The 18733-nt window shown below is 64.0% G+C and carries 14 protein-coding genes; 7 read left to right on the forward strand and 7 right to left on the reverse strand.

Annotated features, from left to right (window positions below; genetic code table 11):
• Positions 1 to 170: 170 nt before the first annotated feature.
• Genes MNBBLIKP_RS15320 through MNBBLIKP_RS15345 form a run of 6 tightly spaced genes read left to right on the forward strand, consistent with a single transcriptional unit; the run spans position 171 to position 6545 of the window.
• Positions 171 to 1982: a PEP-utilizing enzyme gene (locus MNBBLIKP_RS15320; protein WP_088311137.1), complete on the forward strand. Its 1812-nt coding sequence runs from the start codon at positions 171 to 173 to the stop codon at positions 1980 to 1982.
• Positions 1979 to 3013 carry a PEP/pyruvate-binding domain-containing protein gene (locus MNBBLIKP_RS15325; protein ID WP_088311138.1) on the forward strand — a complete coding sequence of 345 codons (1035 nt, stop codon included), beginning with the start codon at positions 1979 to 1981 and terminating at the stop codon, positions 3011 to 3013. Before MNBBLIKP_RS15320 ends, MNBBLIKP_RS15325 begins: the two co-directional genes overlap by 4 nt.
• Entirely contained in the window at positions 3010 to 3453 is a 444-nt protein-coding gene (locus tag MNBBLIKP_RS15330; protein WP_088311139.1) for an acetyl-CoA carboxylase biotin carboxyl carrier protein, read from the forward strand. Before MNBBLIKP_RS15325 ends, MNBBLIKP_RS15330 begins: the two co-directional genes overlap by 4 nt.
• A complete protein-coding gene (locus tag MNBBLIKP_RS15335; protein WP_088311140.1) occupies positions 3453 to 4904 on the forward strand; it encodes a biotin carboxyl carrier protein in 1452 nt (483 codons plus the stop codon). The genes MNBBLIKP_RS15330 and MNBBLIKP_RS15335 overlap by 1 nt, the downstream gene beginning before the upstream one ends.
• Positions 4904 to 5713, forward strand: a complete 810-nt coding sequence (locus tag MNBBLIKP_RS15340; RefSeq protein WP_088311141.1) for an HAD-IIA family hydrolase — start codon at positions 4904 to 4906, stop codon at positions 5711 to 5713. The genes MNBBLIKP_RS15335 and MNBBLIKP_RS15340 overlap by 1 nt, the downstream gene beginning before the upstream one ends.
• A gap of 4 nt (positions 5714 to 5717) precedes the next feature.
• Positions 5718 to 6545 carry a beta-etherase gene (locus tag MNBBLIKP_RS15345; RefSeq protein ID WP_088311142.1) on the forward strand — a complete coding sequence of 276 codons (828 nt, stop codon included), beginning with the start codon at positions 5718 to 5720 and terminating at the stop codon, positions 6543 to 6545.
• Positions 6546 to 6905: 360 nt separating this feature from the next.
• Here the strand turns inward: MNBBLIKP_RS15345 and MNBBLIKP_RS15350 are convergent, their stop codons facing one another.
• Positions 6906 to 7166 (reverse strand): DUF6356 family protein, encoded by a 261-nt coding sequence (locus MNBBLIKP_RS15350; RefSeq protein ID WP_088311143.1) that lies wholly within the window; start codon positions 7164 to 7166, stop codon positions 6906 to 6908.
• Between the two features lie 99 nt (positions 7167 to 7265).
• Here MNBBLIKP_RS15350 and MNBBLIKP_RS15355 point away from each other — a divergent pair, with 99 nt between their 5' ends.
• Positions 7266 to 7745, forward strand: coding sequence for an Lrp/AsnC family transcriptional regulator (locus tag MNBBLIKP_RS15355; RefSeq protein ID WP_088311144.1), 480 nt, complete (start codon positions 7266 to 7268; stop codon positions 7743 to 7745).
• A 117-nt stretch (positions 7746 to 7862) separates the two neighbouring features.
• Here MNBBLIKP_RS15355 and MNBBLIKP_RS15360 read toward each other — a convergent pair whose 3' ends face one another.
• The 6 genes from MNBBLIKP_RS15360 to MNBBLIKP_RS15385 are packed head-to-tail and all read right to left on the reverse strand — an operon-like array spanning position 7863 to position 18529.
• Positions 7863 to 8777, reverse strand: a complete 915-nt coding sequence (locus MNBBLIKP_RS15360) for an alpha/beta hydrolase (RefSeq protein ID WP_088311145.1) — start codon at positions 8775 to 8777, stop codon at positions 7863 to 7865.
• Entirely contained in the window at positions 8774 to 10807 is a 2034-nt protein-coding gene (locus tag MNBBLIKP_RS15365) for a glycoside hydrolase family 97 protein (protein ID WP_088311146.1), read from the reverse strand. The genes MNBBLIKP_RS15360 and MNBBLIKP_RS15365 overlap by 4 nt, the downstream gene beginning before the upstream one ends.
• A 1-nt stretch (position 10808) precedes the next feature.
• A complete protein-coding gene (locus MNBBLIKP_RS15370; protein WP_088311147.1) occupies positions 10809 to 12443 on the reverse strand; it encodes an alpha-amylase family glycosyl hydrolase in 1635 nt (544 codons plus the stop codon).
• 20 nt (positions 12444 to 12463) lie between these two features.
• Positions 12464 to 14257, reverse strand: a complete 1794-nt coding sequence (locus MNBBLIKP_RS15375) for an alpha-amylase family glycosyl hydrolase (protein WP_088311148.1) — start codon at positions 14255 to 14257, stop codon at positions 12464 to 12466.
• On the reverse strand, positions 14247 to 15767 hold the full coding sequence (locus tag MNBBLIKP_RS15380; protein ID WP_088311149.1) for a tryptophan halogenase family protein: 1521 nt from the start codon (positions 15765 to 15767) through the stop codon (positions 14247 to 14249). Before MNBBLIKP_RS15380 ends, MNBBLIKP_RS15375 begins: the two co-directional genes overlap by 11 nt.
• Positions 15768 to 15823: 56 nt before the next feature.
• Entirely contained in the window at positions 15824 to 18529 is a 2706-nt protein-coding gene (locus tag MNBBLIKP_RS15385; protein ID WP_254913078.1) for a TonB-dependent receptor, read from the reverse strand.
• Positions 18530 to 18733: the final 204 nt, after the last annotated feature.

An 18733-nucleotide genomic window follows, 5' to 3' on the forward strand; every position in this document is an offset into this window, starting at 1 on the left:
CCGGGGATTTCGGGGGCAAAACGGAAAGCCCGCGCCACCTGTGCATCCCCTCTGGAATTTGTAAGTTATTACGCCTATTCTTGCCACAGGCAGGATGAAGCGCAAGGCGTAATCGTCAGTCTGACAAACAATAATCCGGCGCTGCGAAGCCGGCAGGAGAGGAACGGTCCATGGCGCAATCTGCCAAGCGATTCCCGTTGCCCAGTTCGGTCGGGGTGGCCCCCGGCACCGAAGCCGCGCAGGCGGCCTATCCGTGGTACATGCAGTTTGAACCGGGCGACGATACCCGTTTCTGGTTCTACAATTCGATGCATTTCCCCGAACCGATGTGCCTGTTTGATATGGTTACGGCCGAGGCGGCCTATATCGCGCTGGGGGCATCAAACACGCGGGTCCACTCGCTGCCCACCACCAAGGGGATCGATTACCGGATCGTCAACGGGCGGGTCTATATCGGCGGCCACGGCGTGACCGATCCTGCCGAGATCGAGGAACGCACTGCCGAATTCCAGCAGCGCGCGTTCTATTACTACGAGCATTGGGAGCGGCTTTACGATCAGTGGAAAGGCAAGATGAAGGCGCTGATCAACGCTGCACAGGCCCTGCCAAAGGTCGAACTGCCCCGTTACGAGCCGCTGGAAAATGTCCACGCGGGCAAGGGCGTTGCCGCCAACCACACACTGCTGACCACCTGGCACGCCACGCTGGAAGGTTACTTCCGCATGTGGCACCACCACTTCGAATTCCTGCTGCTGGGCTACGGCGCCTACATGGTGTTCTTCGATTTCTGCAAGAAGGCCTTTCCCGAGATCACCGACCAGACCATCGCCCGGATGGTAGCCGGGTTCGAAGCGGAGATCTTCCAGCCCGATGAGGAAGTGAAACGTCTGTCTCGCCGCGCGGTGGAACTGGGGGTCGATCACCATTTCATCGATAGTCAAAGCGCCGATCAGATCATGGCCTCGCTACAGGCGTCGGGTCAGGCCGGGCAGGACTGGCTCACCGCGCTGGAGAGCAGCCGCAACCCATGGTTCAACGTCAACGTCGGCGACGGGTTCTATCACTATCACCGCAGCTGGAACGACGACCTGTCGCTGCCCTTCGCGGCGATCCCCGGCTATGCCGCCAAGATCCGCGCGGGCGAGAATATCGAGCGCCCCACCGAGGCACTGATGGCCGAACGGCAGGAGCTGATCGAGGGTTACCGCGAACTGCTGGGCAGCGACGAGGAACGCGCTGCCTATGACCAGATGATCGAGCTGGCCTGCCGCGTGTTCCCCTATGTCGAGGGGCACAAGTTTTATTGCGAGCACTGGTACACCAACCTGTTCTTCAACAAGGTCCGTGAATACGGCGCACTGCTGGCCGGGCTGGGGATGTGGGACGCGGAGGAGGACATCTTCCACCTCAGCCGCTATGAGGTTGAGCAGGCGATCGTCGATGCCATGACCAGCTGGGCCATCGGCCTGCCGCCACGCGGGACGCAGCGCTGGCGACCGCTGATTGCCGAACGCAAGGCCGCGCTTCAGGTCTGGTCCGGGATGGAAAGCAGCCCGGCGCTGGGCGAGGTCCCCGATCTGATCGATGATCCGGCAATCGTCATGTTGTGGGGGATCACCCGCGAAAGCCTTGATCGTTGGCTGGATGGCGGAGAGGAGAACCCGAACGAGATCAAGGGCTTTGCCGCCAGCTCAGGCGTGGTCGAAGGGACCGCACGGGTGGTCAAATCGGTGCAGGACATCGGCCGGTTGCAACAGGGCGACATCCTGGTCTGCCAGGTCACCAATCCCACCTGGGCGCCGGTGTTCCAGAAGATCGCCGCTGCCGTGTCCGACATCGGCGGCTCGATGAGCCACGCGGCGATTGTCGCGCGCGAATATGGCCTGCCCGCGGTGGTCGGCACCGGCAAGGCCACCACCCGCATCCCCGATGGCGCCCGCATCCGGGTGGACGGTGCACGTGGGCTGGTGACCATACTGTGACCGTGGCCTGGTTTGCCGATCTGACGCTTGCTGACCGCCCCGCCGTGGGTGGCAAGGGCGCGAGCCTGGGCGAACTGATCAAGGCAGGGATCGCGGTGCCCCCGGGCTTCGTGGTGCGGACCGAAGGGTTCGAAAGCTTCGTCACTGCGCTCGACGCGGCCGAGCCACTGCGCGCGCCGGTCGAGGCGCTCGATCCTGCCGACCTCGCCCGTGCCGAGGCGGTGTGCGCCGCAGTGCGCGCGCGGATCGAGGCGGCGGCGCTGCCCGCTACGGTCGAACAGGCGGTGCGCGCATCACTGGCAGAACTGGTCCCGCAGGGTGAGCCGGTCGCGGTCCGCTCCAGCGCGACGACCGAGGATTCTGATGAAGCCAGCTTTGCCGGGCTGCAGGATACCTACCTGTGGCAGATCGGGCCGGAGCAGGTGCTGGGTGCCGTGCGGCGCTGCTGGGCCAGCCTCTACAGCCTCGAAAGCGTCACCTATCGCCGCAAGCACGGCCTGCCCGAAGCTGGGGTGGCGATGGGGGTGGTGATCCAGCGGATGGTCGATGCACGGTGCGCCGGGGTGATGTTCACCCGCAGCCCGACCACGGGGGACCGCTCGGTCATCACGATCGAGGGCGCGTGGGGCCTTGGCAGCGCAGTGGTCTCGGGCGAGGTGACGCCGGACCGCTGGGTGATCGGCAAGCTGACTGGTGAGATTCCGGTGCGCGACATCTCTGACAAGCATATCCGCCAGGTTCCGGCCCCTGGCGGCGGGATCGTCGATGAGGCGGTGCCGGACACCGAACGCAAAGTCCCCTGCCTCTCCGATGATGACTTGCAGCGTCTGCGCGCGATCGGGCGGCAGGTTGAAAAGCATTACGGCAAGCCGCAAGACATCGAATGGGCAATCGACCGCGTGAGCGGCGAGGTGCTGCTGCTCCAGAGCCGCCCGGAAACCGTCTGGGCCGCCAAAGACCAGGCCCCGGTCGCAACCGCGCAGGCCAATCCATTGGGTCATCTGATGACCGTGTTCGGAGGCCGGAAATGAGCCTGTCGGGCAAGGATGTTGCGGAGATTGCCCGGCTGCTCGATCAGTCGCGCTTTACCGAACTCAAGCTGGAGATCGGCGATTTCCGGCTGCGCATCCGCCGCGACGGGCAGAGCGGTGGAGGTTTCGCGGACGCTCCGCCGCCGCCCATCGCCGCGCCCGATCCTGCCCCGCTGCCTGTCACCAGTGTCCCGGCTGCGGGCGAGCAAGATGTCCCGGCGCCGTTTCTTGGCACTTTCTTTCACGCTCCGCGCCCCGGCGATCCGCCGTTCGTGGAACCGGGGCAGAAGGTGCGTGAGGATACGGTGATCGGGATCATCGAAGTGATGAAGCTGATGAACCCGATCCGTGCTGGGGTGGCCGGGACGGTGGTGGCCGCGCTTACCCCAAATGGCGCGGCGGTGGAAGCCGGGCAGCCGCTGATCCGGGTGGCGGTCTGATGGCCAGGATCGGCATGGTCGAAACCAGCCTGCGTGATGGCAACCAGAGCCTGTGGGCGGCGCTGGGGGTGGACAGCGCGCGCACGCTGACGGTTGCGCCGCTGATGGCTGCCGCCGGGTTCCGCGCGATCGATTTCACCACCTCGACCCACATGGGCGTTGCCGTCCGCTACAAGCAGGAAGATCCGTGGCAGCGGATCCGGCTGATGGCGCAGGCCTGCCCGGATGTGCCGCTGCAGTTCCTCTCCACGGGGTTCCGCTTCATCAGCTGGGAAACCGCGACGCCGGACTTCATGGCGCTGGCTTACAAGACGCTGGTGACCAACGGGATGCGGCGGTTTGCGCTGGCCGATCCGATGAACGATGTGGCCGGCAACCTTGCGGGTGCGCGCATGGCCAAGGCGGGCGGGGCGGATCAGGTGATCGCCGCGCTGGTCTTCACCGTCAGCCCGATCCACGATGATGCGCACTTTGCGCAGTGCGCCCGCGAACTTGCCGCGTCGGCTGATGTCGATGCGCTCTATATCAAGGATCCGGGCGGGCTGCTCTCGGCCGAACGCGCGCGCACCCTGATCCCGGCTGTGCAGGCGGTGATCGCTGGCAAGCCGCTGGAACTGCACAGCCATTGCACCATCGGCCAGGCCGATACCTGCTACCTTGCCGCGACCGAGCTTGGCGTGGACGCGCTGCAATGCGCCAGCGGCGCCGCCGGGGACGGCACTTCCAACCCGCCGATCGAACGGGTGATCGCCAACCTCAAGGCACTGGGCCACACCGTCGATGTGGACGAAGAGGCCGTGGCGCGGATCGCGCGTTATTTCGATGACCTCGCACAGGCTGAAGATCTGCCGCGCGGCATGCCGCAGGCCTTCGATGCGGCCTATTATCGCCACCAGCTGCCCGGCGGCATGGTCGGGACGATGCGGCGGCATCTGTCCGAACAGCGGCTCAGCCAGGTCGAAGGCCAGGTGATCGAGGAGATCGGCCGGGTCCGCGAAGAGCTGGGCTGGCCGATCGTGATGACCCCGTTTGCGCAGATGGTGCTGACCCAGGCGGTGATGAATGTCACCGGGGCCGAACGCTATGGCGTGATCCCGGACGAGGTGGTGCGCTATGCGCTGGGCAAGTTCGGGCGGCCCAACGTGCCGATCGCGCCCCATGTGATGGACCGGATCATGGCCAGCCCGCGCGCGAAGGAACTGGCGGCGGAGACCGGCATGGCCGACCTAGCCACGCTGCGCCAGCGGTTGGGTGCGCAGCTTTCGGACGAGGAGTTCCTGCTGCGCGCGACCATGCCTGCGGAACAGGTTGCTGCGATGCGTGAGGCGGCGGACCTGCACTATGACCCCACCAAAAGCGGCGCGATGAATCTGCTGCGGGACCTGCTCGAGCGCAGCGATGTCGAGACCATTGCCATCGCCCGCGAGGGCTTCCGGTTGGAGCTGTCGTGATGGCCGCGCGCGGGGTGATGTTCGATCTGGATGGCACGCTGATCCTCAGCGACCGCCAGCTTGGTCATTACCACCTGCTGCCCCATGCGGTGGAGGTGCTGGAGCATTTGCAGGAACGCGGCGTGCCGTTCCTCGCGCTGACCAACGGCAGCGCCTATCCCGCACGGGCGCAGGCACCGCGCCTGGCCGCGCTGGGCCTGCCGATCACGGCCGACAACCTCTACACTCCCAACTCCGTCGCCGCAGAGCTGTTCGCGGCGCGGGGGCACGGCCGGGTGATGGTACTGGGCACCGCAGGCGTGCGCGATGCGCTGGAGGAACTGGGGATCGCCACCTGCGCGCCCGGCGATGGCCATGCGGACGCGGTCTATGTTGCCTGGCATCCGGACTGCACGATGGCCGATATTCATGCCGCCTGTTCGGCCGTGCTGGACGGGGCGGCGCTCTATACCGCCAGCGATGTGCCGTTCTTTGCCACGCAGAGCGGCCCGGCCTTTGGCTACTCCTGCGCCATCGCCGGGGCGATCCACCGGGTGACCGGCACGGATGCCGAAGTTACCGGCAAGCCCTCGCTCCACGCGCTCGATTTCGTCGCCGCCCGTCTCGGCGTGCCGCGCGACGGGGTGGTGGTGGTCGGCGATGATCCGCGTGTCGAGATCGAAATGGCCCGCGCCGGCGGAGCCCTGGGCGTGGGGGTGACCACCGGCACCACCAGCGCCGCGCAGTGGGCCCAGCAATCCGATCACCGCAAACCGCATCACGTGATCGACAAGCTCGATCAGCTTCTTCTCCTTCTGCAACAGGATTGACCCCATGGCCTTGAACAACACGATCACCTTCTACGACCTGCAACACGCCAGCGGGGCGACCACCAGTCCGTTCGTCTGGGCGACCAAGTATGCGCTGAAGCACAAGGGCTTTGATCTCGACGTGGTCGATGGCGGGTTCACCGGGATCATGGACCGAACCCACCGGCGCAGCGAGCGGCTGCCCGCGATCGTAGATGACGGCGAATGGGTGCTGGATAGCTGGCTGATCGCCGAATACCTTGATGCCAAATACCCTGACCGGCCCACCCTGATCCCTGATCCCTCGCTCAAGCCGCTGATCGAATTCCTGGAAGGCTGGTTGTGGAAGACTGCCGTGGGCCCGTGGGTGCGGGCCTATGCCGTGCAGTACCGGGATCGCTGCAAGCCGGAAGACGTGCAGTACATCACCGAAAGCCGCCTCAACATGTGGGGCGCGCCGTGCGAGGAATTGGCCAAAGGGCGCGAGGAAGTGTTCGGCAAAGTCCTGCCTGATCTCGAACCGCTGCGCGGCTTGCTGCGTGAACGGCCATGGCTGGGCGGGGATACGCCCAACTATGCGGACTACCGCGCGTTGGCAGTGTTCCTGTGGTGCGCCAGCTGCGCCGATGTGCCGCCGATGACCGATGACGAACCGCTGCGTGACTGGATCGATCGCGGGTTCGACCTGTTTGGCGGGCTGGGCCGCATTCCGGGCATGAGCCCGCTGTTCGGCTATCAGCCGCGCGCTGGCGATCCCGAACCGTTTGACCGCAACCCGCGCGTGTTCGGGCTGACCAGCCGCAATACCGGCCCGGCCAGCACATCATCGGAAACGGCCCGGCTCAAAGGATGAGCTGAAAGCGGCCCTTGGTAGACACCCAAGCATGGCGGAATTCGTGTGACTTTCCGGCGGTCCATCAATTTGTAATGTATAGGGAAAAGCGCAGATTTGGCGCTGCATTGCGGCCCGGATCTGTGACTTTCCGTTTGCCGCAGCCTGCGTTGCTCGATTGCCGACAATGTCAAAGAAGCAAGCGCGAGCGATTCGGGCGAGCCTTGGCAAGCATGACAGAACCGCGCCGTGTAGGAAAATGCCCCGTCAGATCCGCATCGGATCCTGCGTTCGGGGCCGACCATCCGCGCGCGGGGAATTGCGCGACCCGTGGGCGCAAGCGGTCGGCCCCAGCCTCCCCCAGCGGGGGCAGGAGGCGGATCAGATCACGAAATCGAGCACGGCGGGCATCTGCACTTCGCGCCGCTGCTTGCGGTTGCGGTTCACCACCATGATGTCATGCAGCGCGCCGATCTGCTGGCTGCCGGTTTTGACGAACAGGAACGGCAGCAGGCCGTGGATCAGGCAGGCGAAGCCGCCCAGGATCATCCGCAGGCCAAAGCTGCTCGCCATGACCAGATGCTCACCATAGGTTTCGTCAACCGAAGTGGGGTGATCGGTGAACAGTTTGGTCAGCGACATGCGGCAAATCTCCTCGTGCGGCAGAGAATATGCACGCTGCGGCGCGAAATCATCACCTGATTTATGGCTATTTGCACAAATGTCGGTTAATTCATCCCAATGAAGGACGATATCACGCAACTTGATTCGATTGACTGGGCGATCCTCGGTGTGCTGCAGGCCGACGCCTCGCTCCCGGTGCATGAGGTGGGAGAGCGGGTTGGCCTGTCAAGCAACGCTTGCTGGCGGCGGATCAAGCGGCTTGAGGACAGCGGAGTGATCGCGCGGCGCGTGGCTTTGCTCGATCCGGCCAAGCTGGGGCTGGCGACCACCGTGTTCGTCGCAATCCGTACCAGCCGCCACGATCCCGAATGGCTGGAAGCCTTCAGTCGCGGTATTGCCCGGATTGACGAGATTACCGAATGCCACCGCATGGCTGGCGATGTCGATTATCTGCTCAAATTGGTGGTGCGCGATATCGCCCACTATGACCGGATCTATCGCAAGCTGATCGCTGCGGTGCCCGGGCTGACCGACGTCAGTTCGACCTTTTCGATGGAACGGATGAAGGCGACGACTGCGCTGGTCCGGCCGGTCTAGGCGAGTCCTTCCGGCCGATTTCCCTCCCTACCCCCGCTCGTGTCGAGCGAAGGTGAGACACCTTGCACGGCGTGTCTCGACTTCGCTCGACACGAACGGAGGTGGGTTTGAGATAGCCTAACCCTTGCGCCACAGCCATTCGAACACTTCAGGCAGGCGCCGCGCCCAGGCGTTTTCCTCGTGCTCGGCACCGGGATAGACCCGGCTTTCCCAATCGCGCCCGCGTTGCCAGGCGCTGGAGGTCAGCCGCGCGTCGATCACCTGCTGATAGGGCGGATAGAACGCATCGAGCGTGGCCGTGCCGTGATCGAGCCACAGCCGCCGCCCATCCGGCTGGCCCAGCCGCGCCGCGAACCAGTCACTCCACAGCTGCGCCACCTCGGGATTGAATTCGCCCGGCGCACTGGGAATGGCGGCGGGCCAGTGCGAGCTGACGCAGGCCCCCTGGCCGAACACGACGGGACGTTCGAGGAAGGCATAGCAGGTCATCAGCCCGCCCATGCTCGATCCCACCATCGCCGTATCGTCGCGGCCGGGGCGCGTGCGAAAAGTACCGTCGACCCATTGCTTGAGCGGTCCCGCGATCCAGTCGAGGTAAGCGTCCGAAACGACTGCTCCCTGCGCCAGCGCATCCATTCGCGCACGGACCGGCGCACTGGCCATGGCATAGGCGCTGCGCGGCAGGTACTGGCGCTGGCGGTCCTTGCCCGGAGCCCAGATGCCGACGATGATCCGCGGAGCAATTCCCTTGCGCATCGCCGCCAGCATTGCCTTGTCCGCCGCCCAGATTTTCTTGAAATTCGCTTTGGCCGGATCGAACAGGTTGTGCCCGTCGTGCATGTAAACCACGCCATAGCGCCGCTTTGACCGGTCATAGCCCGGGGGCAACCACACCGTCAGCCGCTGTTCGGGCAGGCCAGCGGCGGCAACATGTTCGAATTCCAGCAGGCGGCCCTGATCGGATCGGACTGGCGCCGGGCCCGCCAGCAGCGCTGCAAGCAGCACCAGCAGGCGGGCCGCAGCGCGGATCATTTCACTGGCACCAAACGGATCGCAAAGCCGCCGCCCGGCGCGATGCGCAGGCTCATGGCGTCCTGGCTGGTCACCACTTTGCTTTCGATCACAATCGAATGGCGCTTGGCGGTGCGATAGTCGGCATCGTCGCCATCGCGGTAGATCTCTGCCTTGTAGCGCTTGCCGGGGGTCAGGAAATCAAGCTTGAAGCTGCTGCCGCGCTCCTGTTCGTCGCCCACCGCGCCGATGTACCAGCCTTCACCGCCGCGCTGCTTGCGGGCGATGGTCACGAAGTCGCCAATCTCACCGTTCAGCACGCGGGTTTCATCCCAGTCGGTCGGCACTTCGCGGATGAATTTGAGCGGGCCGGGGTACTTGGCATAGTTTTCCGGCGTGTCCGCCGCCATCTGGACCGGCGAATAGATCACCACATACAGCGCCAGCTGCTTGGCCAGAGTGGACAGGATCGCGCTGCCCTTTTCGCCTTCAAGGCTGACCACGCCGGGGGTGAAATCCATCGGCCCTTCGAGCATGCGGGTGAAGACGATGTTGGCTTCGTGTTCGGGCGGGTTCTTCCCGGCCCACGAATTGTATTCCATGCCGCGCATGCCCTCGCGCGCCACCCAGTTGGGCCAGGTGCGGTGCAGGCCGGTGCCCTTGACCGGTTCGTGGCTGTCGAGCGCGATCTTGTAGCGCGCGGCGGTCTGCACCATCCGCAGCTGGTGGTTCACCATCCACTGGCCTTCGTGCCATTCGCGGTACTTGCGCCCATCGGCGTCCTCGCGCTCCATCTGCGCCGCATCCGTGACATAGCCGGTCTTGACCACCATGTAGCCGTTATCGGCGGCGAACTGGAACGCCTTGTCGAACTGCTTTTCGTAATGGGTGGCGGCGCCGCCGGTTTCGTGGTGGCCGATCAGGCGCACGCCCTTCTTTTTGCCATAGGCGACCAGTGCCTTGACGTCGAAGTCCTCGGTCGGCTGTGCAAAGTCCATGTCGTGACCGTTGCCGAACCAATCCCCGTCCCAGCCCACGTTCCAGCCTTCAACCAGCACGTTGGGGATCTGGTTGGCGGCCGCGAAATCGATGTAGCGTTTGACGTTTTCGGTGGTCGCGCCGTGTTTCGGTCCGCGCGCCCAGGACCATTCGCCCTTGATCATGTTCCACCACACCCCGGCGAACTTGCCGGGCTTGAACCACGAAACATCGCCCAGCTTGTTGGGTTCGTTGAGGTTCAGCATCAGGTGGCTGTGGTAGATGCCCGGCGCATCGTCTGCCAGGATCAGGGTGCGCCAGGGGGTGGTCCAGGCACCGGTCTTCTGCACTTTGGCTCCGTCCGCGCCCGGGGTCAGTGCGGCACGCAGGGTGGTGCCTTCAGTGCGGGCCACGGCCATGCCGGAATAGTCAATCAGCGCGGCTTCGTGCAGCGCCACATGGGTGCCATCGGCCAGCTTGATCGTGATCGGGGTAGCGGCGTTGCTGACCGAAGACAGCGGGGTCTTGTTGTAAAGGTATTCCTCGCGGTTCCACAGGAACGCGGGCTTCCACCAGGCGGTGCCATCCTGGGCAAAGGAAAATTCGGTCAGCTCCTCGGCAACATTGGCTTTGGCGAGACCGGCTTGCGCGGGGAATTCATAGCGAAAGCCAACCCCGTCATCATAGATCCGGAACGCGACAGTAAAGACCCGCGCTAGGGCTGTGGTCTCTTTCAGATGGACCTTGAATTCGCGGTAGCGGTTGCGGATCTTTGACCATTCGCCCCAGGGTTGGGTCCAGGTTTCATCGAAATCGCGCAGCTCGGTGCCGGTCACGGTCAGCTTGCGATCAATCTTGGCAACGTCGGTGAACAGGAAGCCCAGTCTGGATGGCGCCAGAATCGGCTTGCCCTTGCGGGTCACGGCATAGGCCGCGCGGCCATCACCATCGATGCTGAGCGTCACGGCAACGCTGCCATCGGGCGATGCGGCGCTGACTGGCGCCTGCTGGGCCAGCGCGGGCACGGCAGCCAGAGCCAGACCAAGACCCAGTGCAAAGGGGAGCGGCTTCATCTCAATTCGTCTCCTCGATCAACAGCGCGCCAAAGGGCGGCAGGTGCCCCGGCTCCGCTCCGTTGACGGCGGCCAGCACTGTGCCTGCCGCACTGAGCCCGGCGGGCCAGTCAGCGGGCTGGGAGGCCAGGTTGAACACTGATACGGTCGATTGCGAGCCCACCATGCGGTGCAGCACAAGCACCTGATCAGACACTGCATCGGCGCGGCAGTCGCCAAGTCGCAGCGCCGGATTGTTCCGCCGCAGACCCAGCAGTTCGCGGGTCAGGTGCAAAAGCGATGCGGCATCGCGTTCCTGCCGGTCAATCGCGCGCGCCAGATTGTCCTCGCCCAGTGGCAGCCAGGGCTGGCTGGTGGTGAAGCCGCCATGCTCGTCCTGCGCAGCCCAGGGCAGCGGAGTGCGGGCTCCATCACGCGACAGGGTCAGCGGCCAATTGGCGATCGCTTCGGGGTCCTGCAATTGTTCAAACGGGATTTCGACCTGAACCTGACCCAGCTCCTCACCCTGATAGACGATCACGTTGCCGCGCAGGCTGACCAGCAGCATCGCCTTGAGCCGGGCAAAGGCATCGCGGTGTTCCGGCGCGCACCACCGCGACAGGGCGCGCGGCGCATCGTGGTTTTCAAAGGCCCAGCTGGGCCAGCCCATGCCCGGTCCGGCCGGCCAGTCATGCAGCGCCTTGGTGACCAGCGCCGGGGTCAGGCGATCAGCATAAAGGAAGTCGAACCCATAGGCGCTGTTCAGCCGGGCCGGACCTTGCGTGAACTGGTGCATCTCGGAAAGGGCGCTGGCTCCGCCCACTTCGGCCAGGGTAAAGATCGCATCATAGCTATCGGTCAGGGCCCGGATCCGTTCGATCAGCTGGACGATGCCGGGATGCGACTGGTTGTACAGCCGCTGCTGGTAATCGAACGGGCGGGTGCGCGGCTTGCCGTCGTCCGGGGCAGGCGGATTGTCGCGCAATTGGGGATCGTGCATCGAAAAGTTCAAGGCATCGATCCGGAACCCGTCGACCCCGCGCTCCAGCCAGAACCGGGCCACATCCAGCAGCGCGTCCTGCACCGCAGGCAAGTGGCAATTGAGCTGCGGCTGGCTGCTCAGGAAATTGTGCATGTAGTACTGGCCGCGCCGCGCATCCCAGGTCCAGGCCGGGCCGCCGAACACCGATTGCCAGTTGCTGGGCGGTGAGCCATCGGGCTTGGGATCGGCCCAGACGTACCAATCGGCCCTGGGGTTGTCCCGGCTCTGACGGCTTTCGGTGAACCAGGCATGCGCATCAGAGGTATGGGCATAGACCTGATCGATGATCACTTTCAGCCCGCGCGCATGGGCCGCCGCGATCAGCGTGTCGAAATCGGCCAGCGTGCCGAAGATCGGATCGACATCGCAGTAATCGGCCACATCATAGCCGAAATCCTTCATCGGCGAGGTGAAGAACGGCGATAGCCAGATGGCGTCCACCCCCAGCGCAGCGATGTAATCCAGCCCTTGGGTAACCCCGGCCAGATCGCCGATCCCATCGCCATTGGCATCGCGGAAACTGCGCGGATAGACCTGATAGATCGCCGCACCGCGCCACCACGGCGTTTCCAGCGTCAGTTCGGCTTGCGGGGTAAGGCGGGTCTGTTCGTTCATGGGAGGGATCGGAATCGCATTCAGTCTTTGGCGGCGCAGACGGCAAAGCCGAATGCGGGGAGGGTGATGGTAAGGCTGCCGGGGGCATCGGCCACGGGGGCGCATTGCCCGGCAAGCGGGGAAAAGGCGGTGCTGGCGGGATTGACTTCGATCCGCTGCGAAATGCTGTGGGCCGCGGTGTTGAAAGCCAGCACCAATTCCTTGCCCGTGGTGGGATCGAACCGCGACAGGGCGAACAGCCCGGGCTTTTCGCCGGCCGTGCGCACTCTGCCCAGACCGCCAGTCAGTGCCGGGGTTTCACGCCGCACCGCCGAAAGCGTGGCGATCTGCCGGTAGAGCGGGTGGCTGCGGTCAAAATTGGCCTGGGCAGTGGTGGCTGTGGTGCCGATCAGCTTGTTGTCGTTGTATTCGGGCACCTTGGACGGGAACATGTCTTCCCGCGCCAGCTGGTCATTGCCGTCGGAGATGAAACCCTGCTCGTCGCCGTAATAGATCACCGGCACGCCGCGCAGGGTCAGCAGCATGGCGTGGCCCAGCATGGTGCGGGCCAGCAGTTCGTCATCGCCAATCGCCGGATTGGCCTGCTTCACGAACATGGCGAAACGGCCGAAATCGTGGTTGCCCAGGAAAGTCGGCATCTGCAGCGCGGCCTTGGCTCCGCCTTCGTAAAGGGCATCGTCTTCCAGCAACCGAGCGAGCTTGTCGGTCCCGCCCGGCCCGCTAACTGCCTGCTGCAAGGCAGCGGCGAGCGGCATATCAAGCACGCTGGGCAGGCCCGAGGTCCGGGTCCAGCGCGCCGTGATCGCGGGGTCGATTTCGCCGGTCGCGACTTCGCCGAAGATGTGGAAATTGGGCACCCCCACCCGCCGCGCCGTTTCCAGCATGGCGGGAACGAAGGCCTGCCAGAATTCCGGATTGACGTGACGGGCCGTATCGATCCGGTAGCCGTCGATGCGATAGCGTTCGATCCAGCCCTGGTAGATTGCGATCATCCCGGCAACCACCTTGGGATCTTCAGTCGCCAGATCATCGAGCCCGACGAAATCGCCGTATTGCGAGCTTTCGCCCTTCCAGTCGGTGTTGCCGCGGTTGTGGTAACGCGCCGGATCGTTGAGCCAGGCGGGGACCTTGGCCTGCTCTTCACCTTTGGGCACGAAGGGGGTGTAGGCGAAGGACGGATCGGTCAGCTTCGCCCAGTTGTCCGGGCGCGGATCGGTATCGCCGTTGAAGCCGGAATTGATCGGCGCGCCGTTCACCCCGCCGCGGCGCGAAAACGGATAGTCGGCCTTCCCGCGATATGCATAGTCGCCGCCCTCGCGGTAAGCGATCACGTCTGCGGTGTGATTGGCGATGATGTCCATATAGACCTTCATCCCCCGCGCATGGGCGGCATCAACAAAGGCCTTGAATTCGGCATCGGTGCCGAAATGAGGATCGACCCGGGTGAAATCGGTCACCCAGTAGCCGTGATAGCCCGAGCTTTCGTCGCCCTTTGGGCCCTGCACCGGCTTGTTCTTGAAAATCGGCGCAAACCAGATCGCGGTCGCGCCCAGACCCTGGATATAGTCGAGCTTGCCAGTCAGTCCCTTCAGGTCGCCGCCATGGTAGAACCCTTTTGCGGTCGGATCATAGCCGGTCTTCAGCCGATCGCCCTTCAGAGCGCCTTTGTCGTTCGCCGGATCGCCGTTTTCAAAGCGGTCGGGCAGGACGAAATAGACCACTTCCTGTTCAGGCGTGCGGGCACGGTAATCCTGCGCCCCGGCAAGTGCAGGGGTGAGCGCCAGAACGACGAAGGGGAACAACTTACGCAGCATGGGCAGTCTCCGCGGCGCAGTTCTGCGCAATGAATGCGCCGTGTTCCGGCAGCCGCGCCGCATCCTGCGCCAGGGCGCCGTGGAGCGCGGCAAGGAAGCCTGCAAGCTGTGCTTCATCCGGCTGATCGGCCAGTGGGTGCCAGGCCTGCGGGACAATTTCCTGGCCGATCATCACCTGCACCCAGCCAGGTACGTCGAACAGCTCATCACCGTCACGCAGCACGCGACCAGAGGCACGAAACATCGTGATCCGGTCAGCCAGACTGTCCGGCAGGGCCATGCTGCGCACAGCGTCCCACAGCGGTTCCCCGTGGCGGCCATTGGCGTGGTAATGCAGCACAATGAAATCGCGGATCCGCTCCATTTCCCAAGCGGCGCGCTGGTTGAAGTCATCGCGGCTGGCGGGATCGATCCGGCCGTCCACCGGCAGGAAATCCAGCAATCGGCTGATCGCGGTCTGGACCAGATGGAGCGAGGTCGATTCGAGCGGCTCGATGAAGCCCGAAGCCAAACCCACCGAAACGACATTGTGGCTCCACGCCTTGCGTCGCCGCCCGGCAGTGAAGCGGATCACGCGCGGATCGGCGAGCAGTTCGCCGTCGAGATCGGCCACCAGCGCGGCGGTCGCCTCATCCTCGCTGATATGGGCCGATGAAAAGACATAGCCGTTGCCGGTGCGGTGTTGCAGCGGAATCCGCCAACGCCAACCCGCGCGTTTGGCGATCGAGCGGGTGTAGGGCAGCAAAGGGCGCGTCCCGGCGCACGGCGCGGCGACCGCGCGGTCACACGGCAACCAATGGCTCCAGTCTTCAAACCCGGCCTGTAGAGTCTCTTCGATCAGCAGCCCGCGAAAGCCGGAGCAATCGATAAACAGATCGCCGGTGATCTCCTCGCCGTTTTCCAGCACCACGGCGGTCACATCGCCGTTTTCGCCATCGCGATTGACGCTGCGGATCAATCCTTCGCGCCGCGCCACACCACCGCGTTCGGCCAATGTGCGCAGCTGCGCGGCATAGAGGCTTGCGTCGAAATGATAGGCATAGGGCAAGGGCGGCAATTGGCTGTCCGCGCCGCGCTCTACCGGGGCGAAGCGGTTCGCCTCAGCCGCCACCACGTTCAGGCAATATTCGCCAAGCGGACGGGCCAGGCCCAGCTGGCGGCCGCGCAGCCAGAAATGCTGGAACGGGATCAGGCCCAGCCCGCGTCCGACCAGGCCAAAGCCATGAATGTAATGCTGATCCGGTGCCCCCCAGCCGTCAAACTGGATCCCCAGCTTGACCGTGCCCTGGGTGCGGCGCAGGAATTCCGCTTCGTTCAGGCCCAGTGCCTGGTTGAAATTGCGGATCATCGGGATGGTGGCCTCGCCCACGCCGATCGTGCCGATCGCGTCGCTTTCCACCAAAGTGACTGACCATGACGGATCGAGGAACCGGGCCAGCGCGGCTGCGGTCATCCAGCCGGAGCTGCCGCCGCCGACAATGACGATCCGCCGTGGTGCCGCGTGGCTCATGACATGGTTCCCTGCCCCGCCCGGCCGCATTGCTGCGACCGGGCGCGACATGTCTATCAGAACTTGTAGGTGAAGCCCGCCATGAAACGGCGGCCATAGTTTTGATAGTTGTGGACCTGCATCTCCGATTCGTTGTCGATCGCGATGAAGGGTTCGTTGGTCAGGTTCTGGCCCTGGATGTAGAGCGAGAGCCCGGCCAGCTTGCTGCCTTCCTGGAAATCATAGCCGATCTGCGCATCGACAATGGTTTCGCCCAGCGCGCGGCGGCGTTCGATTTCACCGCCGAAGCCAACGAACTGGCCAACGAACGATGAACGATAGCGCATCGAAGCACGGGCGTTGAAGCCAGCCTTTTCGAAGAACAGCGTGGCGTTGGCGACCCACTTCGAATAGTCGGGCATGTCTTCGGCCTTGCCGCCTGCAGTCGGGTTGATGCTGGTCTTGGTGTAACCTGCACCGCCGGTGATGCCGAAGCCTTCCAGCGCCGGGGTGATCACTTCGAACGGCAGCGTGCCGGCCAGTTCCACCCCGTACAGCTCGCCGCCCTTGACGTTGATCGGCTGGGTGATCGTGCCGATCGGGTTATAGGGGAACCCGGTCGGGATGGTGATCGGCAAGCCGGTGTAATCGAACTTGGTCGGTGCCCGGTAGATGTAGCTGTCAAAGTGCTTGTAGAACATCTGCAAGCCCAGATAGCCCTTGCTGCCAAAGTACTTTTCAAAGTTCAGATCCGCCGCCCAGGCCTTGTACGGCTGCAGCAAGGGGTTGCCGCCGGTGCCGCTGATCAGGCCGCTGGCGGTGGAGTAGCCGTACTCCTTCGACACCTTCAGATCATCCATGCGCGGGCGCTGGATTTCGCGGGCACCGGCCAGGCGGACCACGAAATCGCTGGGCAGGCGCAGCGACAGGTTCATGCTGGGCAGCACGTCCCAATAGTTCGCACCGCGGGTGGTCAGTGCCTGGCTGGCCGGGAAGGTCGCCAGGTTGAGAATCCCGGTCGACTTCTGGTCAGCGTTCTGGACCAGCACGCCGAAGTTGCCGGTCAGTTCGCCCGCGCCCAGCTGGCTCTTCACGTCAGCCTGGATATAGGCCGACATGATCTTTTCCGACACGGCATAGGCCTTGGCCGGGATGTCCTTGCTGGTGTTGGGCAGCGCGACATAGACGCCGTCGGCCAGCAGCTTGAACGGATCATAGCTCAGCATCGGGCCCGAACCGATATAGCTGAAATCGGTGGGGGCCAGGCGGTACTGGGTCGGCAGGACCAGCGATCTCGCGCCGCCAGCCAGGTTAAGATAGGCTTCAACCGGGGTCTTGGTCTTGTCGCGGGCGGTGTAGTTCACACCGGCGCGAAGGTTCGAAATGAACCCGCCTTCCAGTTCCTTGGCAACATTGGCCTGGAAGCTGAAGATCTCGTCATTGATCCGGCGATCGTTGAAATAGCCTTCCTGATGGCCGCTCGGCGCGCCGCCGCCCCAGCCAAGCGGGTCGGTCAAAACGATCTGGTTGACGTTGGAATAGTCAAGCGCGTGGCTGGTGAAGTGGGTGCCGTTCGTGTCGGTAACGAACTTCAGCGTATCCAGCACCTTGCCCGGTACGTTCAGCGTACCGGCGTTTGATTCCAGGCTCAGTTCGTTGCGCTTGGTCTTGGAATAGCCAAAGTCAAATTCGGCCGACCAGCCATCATCGCCCTGGTACTTTCCATTCAGGCCGCCGCTGAAAATATCGGCGTTGCGCTCATAACCATGGTTGTTCACCACCGCGCCTACGCCGGTGAAGGTGCCGCTGGTGATCAGGTTGCCAGTGGTGCCTGCCGGAGTCAGCGTCGCGCCCGACCAGGCCAGCGGGAATTCGATCCCGCGCTTGATCTGCTTGTCGCGGAAATGGCTGTAGAAGCCATCGGCGGTGAGAGTGAAGGTGGGGCTCATTTCCCACTGCAGCGTGCCTTGCACGGCAGTGCGCTTGACCCGGCTCGAAACGCCGAATGGCTTCATTCCGCCGATCACCTTGTTGGTGCCGCTATCGGCATAGCCCCAGGCTTCGAATTCCTGGCTCTGGTACGGATCGTCGGTATAGGCGGCAGACAGCGCCACGCCGATCGTGTCGTTGGCGAACTTGTCGGCATAAGTGCCGGTAACGCGGTAGCCGTACTGCGTGCTTTCGGCGTTGACCTTGCCCAGATCGGCATAGGTGCCGCGCGCGCCGACCGAGAGGATACGTTCCTTCAGTTCCAGCGGGCGCAGGGTCTTGATGTCAACCGTGCCGACCAGGCCCTGATAGACCAGCGAGGCCATCGGCGCCTTGTACACGTCAACCCGGCGAACCACTTCCGACGGATACTGATCGAATTCAACGTTGCGCTGTTCACCGGTCGAGGTCTGTGGGCGGCCGTTCATCGTGGTCGAGGACAGGTCCGGGCCCAGGCCGCGGATTGCAACCGAATTGGCGCGGCCGAACAGGCGCTGCGAGGTGAGGCCGGGCAGACGGGCGATCGATTCGCCGATCGAAGCGTCGGGCAGCTTGCCGATGTCTTCGGCCGAAACCGATTCGACGATCGTGTCGGCCTTTTTCTTGGTGTTGACCGCGTTCTGCAGCGAGGCGCGGAACCCGGTAACAACGATCGCACCATCATCAGCGACAGTGGCGTCTCCAGTCGGGGCGGAATCTTGTGCCTGCGCTGCGGCGGGCAGGGCAAATGCGGAAATAGCAATGGCCAGGGCTGAAACCCCGAGGCCGCGATTGAGCGAGCGATTAGCGTTCACGATTGAACTCTCCCTGTGAACCACCGGATACTGACGGGCCAGGTGGTACGACCCATGACTGCGGGAGAATTTCGGACCCTCCCCACATTGGGTCGGCGCAATAGGACTGCAATTCGCCTTGCTGGAAGAAGGCATACGTATACGCATATTATGCGCTCAGTCCTGCTGTGTCCCGAATGTCACGTTATTTGTAAGCAGTGCTTA

It is taken from the genome of Novosphingobium sp. B 225 (assembly GCF_002198665.1).
In the GTDB taxonomy this organism is placed as follows: domain Bacteria; phylum Pseudomonadota; class Alphaproteobacteria; order Sphingomonadales; family Sphingomonadaceae; genus Novosphingobium.

Excerpts from the sequence above, each read along its gene's own strand:
- MNBBLIKP_RS15320 (WP_088311137.1), top strand. The coding sequence starts at position 171 with ATGGCGCAATCTGCCAAGCGATTCCCGTTGCCCAGTTCGGTCGGGGTG.
- MNBBLIKP_RS15345 (WP_088311142.1), top strand. The coding sequence starts at position 5,718 with ATGGCCTTGAACAACACGATCACCTTCTACGACCTGCAACACGCCAGC.
- MNBBLIKP_RS15365 (WP_088311146.1), bottom strand. The coding sequence starts at position 10,807 with ATGAAGCCGCTCCCCTTTGCACTGGGTCTTGGTCTGGCTCTGGCTGCC.
- MNBBLIKP_RS15350 (WP_088311143.1), bottom strand. The coding sequence starts at position 7,166 with ATGTCGCTGACCAAACTGTTCACCGATCACCCCACTTCGGTTGACGAA.
- MNBBLIKP_RS15330 (WP_088311139.1), top strand. The coding sequence starts at position 3,010 with ATGAGCCTGTCGGGCAAGGATGTTGCGGAGATTGCCCGGCTGCTCGAT.
- MNBBLIKP_RS15370 (WP_088311147.1), bottom strand. The coding sequence starts at position 12,443 with ATGAACGAACAGACCCGCCTTACCCCGCAAGCCGAACTGACGCTGGAA.
- MNBBLIKP_RS15340 (WP_088311141.1), top strand. The coding sequence starts at position 4,904 with ATGGCCGCGCGCGGGGTGATGTTCGATCTGGATGGCACGCTGATCCTC.
- MNBBLIKP_RS15355 (WP_088311144.1), top strand. The coding sequence starts at position 7,266 with ATGAAGGACGATATCACGCAACTTGATTCGATTGACTGGGCGATCCTC.
- MNBBLIKP_RS15360 (WP_088311145.1), bottom strand. The coding sequence starts at position 8,777 with ATGATCCGCGCTGCGGCCCGCCTGCTGGTGCTGCTTGCAGCGCTGCTG.
- MNBBLIKP_RS15375 (WP_088311148.1), bottom strand. The coding sequence starts at position 14,257 with ATGCTGCGTAAGTTGTTCCCCTTCGTCGTTCTGGCGCTCACCCCTGCA.
- MNBBLIKP_RS15335 (WP_088311140.1), top strand. The coding sequence starts at position 3,453 with ATGGCCAGGATCGGCATGGTCGAAACCAGCCTGCGTGATGGCAACCAG.
- MNBBLIKP_RS15380 (WP_088311149.1), bottom strand. The coding sequence starts at position 15,767 with ATGAGCCACGCGGCACCACGGCGGATCGTCATTGTCGGCGGCGGCAGC.